The organism is Leisingera sp. ABM4_060 (assembly GCF_056158765.1).
In genome coordinates, this window is the sequence record NZ_JBSWTX010000003.1 from 102372 (window position 1) to 110167 (window position 7796).

The following is a 7796-nucleotide window of genomic DNA, read 5'->3' on the forward strand; positions in this document are numbered from 1 at the left end:
AAACTCTTGGCAAAAATCTTCGAAGATTTTTGTCCGTCACGCCCAATCGCGGCAGACGTATTTCACCTCGGTGAAGGCCTCCATACCCAGACGCGCGCCTTCGCGGCCGAGGCCGGACTGTTTGGTGCCGCCAAAGGGGATCGGCGCGCCAGTCACCTTGGTGCGGTTCACCGCCACCATGCCGTACTGCAGCGCGCGGCTCAGGCGGTAGATGCGGCGCGGGTTGTGGCTGTGGACATAGGCCACCAGCCCGTATTCGCTGTCATTGGCGCGGGCGGTCACCTCTTCCTCGGTATCAAATGGGGTGATGGGGGCGACCGGACCAAAGGTTTCCTCGGACAGGATCAGCGCATCCGCGGGCACATCAGTCAGCACGGTTGGTTCATAGAACAGCGGCCCCAGCAGATGCCGCTTGCCGCCGCAGGCCAGCGTGGCGCCTTTGGCCAATGCATCGGCCACATGTTCTTCCTGCTTTTGCACCGCCTGTTCGTTCATCAGCGGGCCAAGATCGCAGTCCTCCAGCCCGGGGCCAATGGTCAGCGCCTTGGCAGCTTCAGTGAACCGGGCGCAGAATTCCGCATAGACGGGGCGTTCGACAAAGATCCGGTTGGCGCCCAGGCAGTCCTGGCCGGAGGTGGCAAATTTCGCCTTGATGGTTTCCGCCACCGCCTTGTCCAGATCGCAGCCCTTGAAGACGATCACCGGCGCGTGGCCGCCCAGCTCCATCACCAGGTGTTTCACCGTATCCGCCGATTGCTGGTAGAGGAGCTTGCCGATGCGGGTGGAGCCGGTGAAGGAAAGCGCCCTCACCCGGGTATCGCGGGTCCAGGGTTCAACCACCGTGGGCGCATGGCCAGTCACCACGTTGAACACCCCGGCCGGAAAACCCGCGCGTTCCGCCAGCTCCGCCAGCGCCAGCGCACTGAACGGGGTCTCAGCCGACGGATGCGCCACCACGGTGCAGCCCGCCGCCAGCGCTGCGGCGGCCTTACGCGTCAGCATCGCCGAGGGGAAGTTCCACGGCGTGATCAGCGCCGCCACACCCACCGGCTCGCGCCACAGCTCGACCTCTGCATCCGGCAGATGGCTGGTGACGCCCTCAATATTCGGGCGTTTGGCTTCCTCGGCGTAAAACTCCGCAAAGGCCGCGCCGTAATCGATCTCGCCGCGCGCCTCCGACAGGGGTTTGCCCTGCTCCAGCACCATGATGCGGGCAAGATCTTCCTTGTGCTCCAGCTGCAGCTCGAACCAACGGCGCAGGATGGCGGCGCGCGCTTGCGGCAGCAGTGCCGCCCAGGCTGGAAAGGCTGCCTGCGCCGCATCCACGGCAGCAGAGGATTCCTCTGCCGAGAGGCTTGCGACATGCCCCAGCACCGCGCCATCCGCCGGATCGGCCACAGGAAAGCATTCGCTGTTTGCGGCAGCCCTCCACTTTCCGTTTATGTAGGAAAAAGAGCGCACCAATGCCTTGTCGGCGATGTCTTCACGGGCCGAGAGAGCGGTCTTGGTCATCATGTCCTCCTCAAGTCTTGCAGAGGAATGTGCCTGACGCGGGCAGAGGATGTGACTGAAGTTCAAGGGCGGAGCAGAAGAAACAGCTGCCGCTCAGGGATATTTGAGCGGGATCACCCCTGCTCCAGCAGAATATCCAGCGGCGGCGCGCCCGCGCCTTTGACCGGTTTGGTGACCACATAGGTGAAATAGCGGCTGAGGCCGATGCGGGCGTCCAGCATCTCGTCGATCAGCCGCTGATAGGCGTCGATGTCGCGGATGACGATCTGCAAAAGGTAATCAAACCCGCCGCCCAGAGCCCAGCAGGCGGTGACCTCGTCATAACGCTGCATGGCGGCTTCAAAGGCCTGGAAGCTTGCGGCAGTGTGATCGGCGATCTCCGCTGCGACAAAGACCGTCACATGCGGCGCGATTTTCTTCAGGTTGATGCGGGCGCCGTAACCCTCGATCAGCCCCGCCTGCTCCAGCTTGCGCAGCCGGTCCCAGCAGGGGGTCGGCGACAGGCCGATCCGCTCGGCCAGCGCGGCCTTGGTGATGCGCCCCTCGGTGGAGAGCACGCGCAGGATGTCGAGGTCGCGCTGGTCCAGTTGCATGTCTTCCGCCTATCAGCCGGCGGTGGCGCCGACAACCGCAACGCAGTCGCCGGATTTGATCAGCCCGGGGAAGTGGCGGCTGATCAGCAGCCCGTCCCGGCGGGCGCGGTATTCCGCAGGCGGCTGGCCGGTGCGGTCCAGCGGCCAGACCCGCGCAAGAAGATCGCCCTTGGCCACTGGCGCGCCCAGGTCGGCCATGATCTCGAACAGGCCGTCGCCCTCGCTGAACAAAAAGCACTCATCGTCCGGCATGGTCAGATTGACGGTTTCATCAACCTGCATCTCGCCTTTCAGGATGCCCGCATGGATCAGCACATTGCGCAGCCCCTTCTTGGCAATCGCATTGCTGCGCGCGGTGGATGACCCGCCGCCGCCCAGCTCGGTGGTGACCAGTACCTTGCCCATCTCCTCCACCGCGGTGTCATACATGCCGCCGCTGTCGATCTCCAAGAGCTGCACCGAATAAGGCGCATTGAACGCCTTCATGGCCGCGAAACAGGCCTCCTCTGTCGCCTTGTCCTCCAGGATATGGGCAGCGGCAAAAGGCACGAAATCCAATGTCTTGCCGCCAGAGTGGAAATCCACCGCCAGATCCGCCAACGGCAGAAGCGTGCGCTGGAAGTAATCGGCGATCTTCTCGGTCACGGTGCCGTCGGGGCGGCCCGGGAACGAGCGGTTCATATTGCCCTTGTCGATGGGCGAGGTGCGGCTGGCGGCGCGAAAGGCAGGATAGTTGAAGGCCGGCACGATGATCAGCCTGCCCGAGATGTCCTCCGCCTGCGTGGTCGCGGCCAGCTCCTGCAGGGCAATCGGGCCCTCGTATTCGTCCCCGTGGTTGGCACCGGTCAGCAGGGCGGTCTTGCCCGCGCCGTTCTTGATCACCGTCAGCGGGATCATCACCGACCCCCAGGCAGAATCATCGCGGCTGTAGGGCAGCTTTAGAAAGCCGTGATGCACCCCGTCCTGATCCAGCGGGATGGTGGGGGAGATGGGATTTGCCTTCATCGGTCAGTCCTTTACAAGCATCTTGCGCGGCACATCCGACAGGCACTCCGGCCCGTCTGCGCCAATGCGGATGCTTTCGGTGATTTCAAACCCCCAGTCCTCCATCCAGAGGCCGGTCATGAAGTGGAAGGTCATGTTCTCTTCCAGAACCGTGGTGTCGCCGGGGCGCAGCGACATGGTGCGCTCGCCCCAGTCCGGCGGATAGCTCACACCGATCGGATAGCCGGTGCGGTTGTCCTTCTCGATGCCGTATGTCTTCAGCACCTTGAAAAACGCCTTGGCAATATCCTCGCAGGTATTGCCGGCCTTGGCCACCTCAAGCCCTGCCTCCATGCCCTCCAGCACCGCCTTTTCCGCGTCCAGGAAGGTCTGCGTCGGCTTGCCCAGGAACACCGTGCGCGACAGCGGGCAGTGGTAGCGGTGCACGACGCCTGCGATCTCAAAGAACGTGCCTTCTCCGGATTTCATCGGCGCGTCGTCCCATGTCAGATGCGGCGCGGCAGCGTCAGCGCCCGAGGGCAGCAGCGGCACGATGGCCGGGTAGTCGCCGCCAACGCCCAGATCCGCGTCATAGCGCAAGCCCGCGTCATAGATCTCCGCCACCAGATCGCATTTGCGCTGGCCGGGTTCCACCTTGTCAAAGATCCGCTGGTGCATCCGCTCCACGATCTTGCCCGCCTGGCGCATATAGCTGAGTTCCGCCTCGGATTTCACCGCGCGCTGCCAGTTGACCAGCGCGTTGGCATCGCCAAAGCGGGCATTGGGCAGGTGTTTCTGCAAGGAGGCATAGGCCGCCGCGGTGAAATAGTAGTTGTCCATTTCAACGCCGATGCTGCCGCCGTCCAGACCGCGGTCCTTCAGCTGCGCCGAGAGGTAATCCATCGGGTGCCGCTCAACCGACTGCACATAGTGGTCCGGATAGCCGATGATATTGGCCGGATCCATGTAGCAGGTCCGCAGGGCGCCGTTGGCATCCTGGCTGCGGCCGTACCAAAGCGGCTCGCCCGAAAGGCCCAGCACCACACATTGGTGCACATAGAAGGACCAGCCGTCGTAGCCGGTCAGCCAGTTCATGTTGGAGGGGTCGGTGACGATCAGAAGATCGAGCCCCCGGCGGGACATCTCGGCCCGGGTCTTGTCCAGGCGGTCCTGATATTCCGCGCGGGTGAAATACAGCTTGGGGTCTGCCATATGCGTGATTCCTGGTTGATCAGCTGGTGAAAGAGGCACCGGCCCCCGCCGCATCTGCGCGGTGGCCAGCAAGAGTTGCGATTGCGGTGTCCTGAACACCGGTGCCGGTCAGGTCGGCAATGATCAGTTCGCTGTCCGACTGGCGGCCGGGGACCTGGCCTGACGTGATGGCTCCCAGTTCCGTAAAGCTCTGGTCCCCGGTGATCAGCCCGGCGGCGATGGCGCTGCGAAGCTCGCCCTTGACGGCGCATTGGGGCTGACTGTCAGGAATATACAAATCCGCCCTGGCCAGGCAGGCCGGGTCCAATTCGCATTTATGTTCCTGATCCGATCCCATGGCGATGACCAGCTGCCCGGGCTGCAGCCAGTCTGCCTTTATCACCGGCTCAGCCGCCGGGGTTGTCGTGACAACAATATCCGCCGAAGAAACCGCTTGTTCGATGCTGGTGCTGACATGGATCTCAATCTCCAGTTCCTCGCGCAGGCCTGCCGCGGCAGCCTCCGCCTTGGCGGCATCCCTTGCCCAGATCACCGCGCTTTTGACGCCGCGCACCAAGGTCATCGCCTTCAGCTGCATCTGTGACTGAACACCTGCGCCGATGATGCAAACATGTGCCGCATCCCCCCGCGCCAGGTGGCGCGCAGCCACCGCCCCCGCCGCTGCGGTGCGCACATCAGTGAGATAGCCATTGTCCAGAAGCAGCGACTGAAGAAGGCCGGTCCTGCTGGAAAACACCACCATCAGCCCGGTGGTGCTGGGCAGGCCAAGCTTGGGGTTGTCGAAGAACCCCGGGCTCATCTTCATGGCAAAACTGTCCAGCCCGGGCACATAGGCGGTTTTCACGCAAACCTCGCCGTTATGGTCCTGCACCGGCAGCGTCATGATCGGCGGCATCACCACCTTGCCCCCGGCCAGCGTTGTAAAGCCCTGCTCGACACAGTCCACTGCATCCAGGTCCAACGGCACCAGATCGCGCAGTTCGGCCTCGGTCAGGATTCTGATGTCAGGCATCTGCGCCTCCCTTTGTCTCGGCTTCCACATCCACGTCTTCACCATCGATGATGCGTTTGTGCAGGTCCATGGCGATGTTCTGGCCGCTGACCAGCGACACGCAGCGCCCCGGGTTTTCGATCTTGCCCGCCAGCAGCGCTGCAATGCCGACGCTGCCGGAGCCTTCGATCACCTGGCGTTCTTCAAAATAGGCGTGCCGGATGGCGGCAGCGATCTCGGCCTCGGTGACCAGAACCACGTCATCCACAAAGGCTTTGGTCATCGCAAAGGTATAGGCATTGTCCAGCCCGATGCCGCCGCCCAGGGAATCCGCCAGCGTCGGCAGCTCCTCGACTTGAACGGGCCTGCCCGCCTGCAGGCATTCATACATCGCCGCACCGCGCTCCATGCTGACGCCGATGACGCGGATATCCGGGTTTGCCGCCTTCAGCACCATGCCCACGCCGGAAATCAGCCCGCCGCCGGAAAGCGGCACAAGAACGGTCTCCAGATCCGGCACTTGCTCCAGCATCTCCAGCGCAACCGTGCCTTGGCCCGCAATGATGTCGGGGTGGTCAAAGGGCGGCAGCATGGTCATGCCTTCCGCCACCAGCCGGTCGACCTCCACCTGCGCATCATCCTGCGAGCGGCCCGTTATCCGCACCTCGGCGCCGTGGGACTTGATGCCTTCAACCTTGTTCTGCGGCACCAGTTCGGACATGCAGATGATGCAGCGCACCCCGGCCTGCGCCGCCGCATAGGCCAGCCCGCGCCCGTGGTTGCCGGTGGAAACGCCAACCACCCCCGCCGCGCGCTGTTCCTCCGTCAGCGACAACACCGCATTGGTGGCGCCGCGCAGCTTGAAACTGCCGGTGATCTGACTGCTTTCCAGCTTCAGCGAGACCTGCCCGCCAGTGAGCCTGCTCATCGGCGGCGAGCCGGCCAATGGCGTCCGGCGGATACGCCCGGCGATGCGGGCGCGGGCCTTGAAACTGTCCTGCAGGGTGAGTTTTGCTGTCATGTCACATGCCTTGCCTGGTTAGAGTTCAAAAAGCCTGCCGTAACCCTGCACCGGATCCATGAGCCCGGCCAAGCGCAGACAGCGCCAGACCATCGCCTGGTTCGAGGTGACAACGGGTTTGCCCAGCCGGTCCTCGATCCGCTGGGCGCAAGCGGCGGCGCGCAGGGCGGTGCAGGACAGAAACAGCGCATCCGCCCCTGCGTCGCAGGCGGCAATCCCGGCTTCGATGATACTGTCTTCGCAAATCCGCGCCATCTGGCGGTCGTCCGTCAGGCCAAAGCAGGCCGCATTGACCACCTCCGGGCCGTGGGCGGAAAAATACTGCGCCAGCTCATCCGTCACCGCAGGGCTGTAGGGGGTCAGGACCGAAACCCGCTTGGCCCCCAGCGCCTCAAACGCATCAAAGGCGGCAGAGCTTGGCGTGACGCAAGGCGTGCCCGGCTTGGCGGCGTTCAGGCAGCGGGCAACTGCATCATTTCCCAGCACAATGGAGGCCGCAGTGCAGCCGTAAGCCACCACATCCACCTCTTCCTCCGGCAGGATCTGCGCGGCAGCCTCGGTCAGGCGCGGGCCGGTCTGCAGCAAGGTTTCTCTGGTGGTCGGGTTCTCGAATTCGATGCGGTTCACATAGACGCCCACCCGGTCCGGATCGCAGATCCGGGCAAAGTCGCGCTCTGACGTGTGGTCGGTCGCCAGCGCCACCAGCGCAATCCGCTTGCTCACCGGGCGGCCGTCCAGCCGGGCCGGGACACGCGACGGTGCAGAATGAATATCAAGAGCCATATTTTCTTTCCTAAACAACGAAAATCAACGGATGCGAACGGCGGGCCGCCCCGCCGGGCACACAGTCAAAGACCGCCGGGATGGATGTGAACATCGCCGCCTCCCTACTTCGCAAACGCCAGGTCGCGCAGGAACAGCGCAATCTGCGGGAAGAAGATCAGCGCCACCGACACCCCCAGCAGCATCAAGATGAAGGGGGGCGTGCCGCGCACCACCTCGGCATAGGGGCGCTTGAACACGGCAATCGCGGTGAAAATATCGCAACCGAACGGCGGCGTGGCCGATCCGATGGCAACCTGCAGGGTGATGATGGTGCCGACCAGCACCGGGTCCAGCCCCACCGATTTCACCACCGGCGCAAACACCGGCACCAGCACCAGGATCACCACGATCGGGTCGACAAACATGCAGCCGATGAAAAACGCGATGGAAATCACGAACAGCACCCCGATGGCGCCCATCTGGGCAATGCCGATGGCCCCCAGGATCTGCTGCGGCACCTGTGCGAAGGAAATCACCCAGGAAAATGCCGCCCCAGCCCCCACCAGGATGAACACGATGGCGGTGACCAGGCCGGTGGACTTGGCGGTCTCATAGACATCGGCCAGCGCCATCGAGCGGAACACCAGAACCTCGAGGATCAGCGCATATAGCACACAGGCCGCTGCCGCCTCGGTCGGGCTGAAGACGCCGCCATAGA

At 63.7% G+C, this 7796-nt stretch carries 8 protein-coding genes; all 8 read right to left on the reverse strand.

Annotation, left to right across the window (positions count from 1 at the left end):
- Nucleotides 1-36: 36 nt before the first annotated feature.
- Nucleotides 37-1512 (reverse strand): NAD-dependent succinate-semialdehyde dehydrogenase, encoded by a 1476-nt coding sequence (locus tag ACXAEH_RS22490; RefSeq protein ID WP_475036291.1) that lies wholly within the window; start codon nt 1510-1512, stop codon nt 37-39.
- A gap of 113 nt (nt 1513-1625) precedes the next feature.
- The gene (locus tag ACXAEH_RS22495) at nt 1626-2105 is read right to left on the reverse strand and encodes an Lrp/AsnC family transcriptional regulator (protein WP_475036292.1); all 480 of its coding nucleotides are present in this window, start codon (nt 2103-2105) and stop codon (nt 1626-1628) included.
- Between the two features lie 12 nt (nt 2106-2117).
- On the reverse strand, nt 2118-3110 hold the full coding sequence (gene doeB, locus ACXAEH_RS22500) for a N(2)-acetyl-L-2,4-diaminobutanoate deacetylase DoeB (RefSeq protein ID WP_475036293.1): 993 nt from the start codon (nt 3108-3110) through the stop codon (nt 2118-2120).
- 3 nt (nt 3111-3113) lie between these two features.
- Nucleotides 3114-4301, reverse strand: coding sequence for an ectoine hydrolase DoeA (gene doeA / locus ACXAEH_RS22505; protein WP_475036295.1), 1188 nt, complete (start codon nt 4299-4301; stop codon nt 3114-3116).
- A gap of 19 nt (nt 4302-4320) precedes the next feature.
- Nucleotides 4321-5313 carry an ectoine utilization protein EutC gene (gene eutC, locus ACXAEH_RS22510; protein WP_475036296.1) on the reverse strand — a complete coding sequence of 331 codons (993 nt, stop codon included), beginning with the start codon at nt 5311-5313 and terminating at the stop codon, nt 4321-4323.
- The gene (eutB, locus tag ACXAEH_RS22515) at nt 5306-6313 is read right to left on the reverse strand and encodes a hydroxyectoine utilization dehydratase EutB (RefSeq protein ID WP_475036297.1); all 1008 of its coding nucleotides are present in this window, start codon (nt 6311-6313) and stop codon (nt 5306-5308) included. Before eutB ends, eutC begins: the two co-directional genes overlap by 8 nt.
- Before the next feature lie 18 nt (nt 6314-6331).
- Nucleotides 6332-7096: an ectoine utilization protein EutA gene (eutA, locus tag ACXAEH_RS22520; protein ID WP_475036298.1), complete on the reverse strand. Its 765-nt coding sequence runs from the start codon at nt 7094-7096 to the stop codon at nt 6332-6334.
- A gap of 104 nt (nt 7097-7200) precedes the next feature.
- Nucleotides 7201-7796: TRAP transporter large permease subunit (locus ACXAEH_RS22525; protein ID WP_475036300.1), on the reverse strand; the 596-nt coding region annotated here is incomplete at its 5' end.

What these genes read in the sequence shown, in the direction of transcription:
- ACXAEH_RS22490 (WP_475036291.1), bottom strand. Translation starts at nt 1,512, where the DNA reads ATGACCAAGACCGCTCTCTCGGCCCGTGAAGACATCGCCGACAAGGCA.
- ACXAEH_RS22495 (WP_475036292.1), bottom strand. Translation starts at nt 2,105, where the DNA reads ATGCAACTGGACCAGCGCGACCTCGACATCCTGCGCGTGCTCTCCACC.
- doeB (WP_475036293.1), bottom strand. Translation starts at nt 3,110, where the DNA reads ATGAAGGCAAATCCCATCTCCCCCACCATCCCGCTGGATCAGGACGGG.
- doeA (WP_475036295.1), bottom strand. Translation starts at nt 4,301, where the DNA reads ATGGCAGACCCCAAGCTGTATTTCACCCGCGCGGAATATCAGGACCGC.
- eutC (WP_475036296.1), bottom strand. Translation starts at nt 5,313, where the DNA reads ATGCCTGACATCAGAATCCTGACCGAGGCCGAACTGCGCGATCTGGTG.
- eutB (WP_475036297.1), bottom strand. Translation starts at nt 6,313, where the DNA reads ATGACAGCAAAACTCACCCTGCAGGACAGTTTCAAGGCCCGCGCCCGC.
- eutA (WP_475036298.1), bottom strand. Translation starts at nt 7,096, where the DNA reads ATGGCTCTTGATATTCATTCTGCACCGTCGCGTGTCCCGGCCCGGCTG.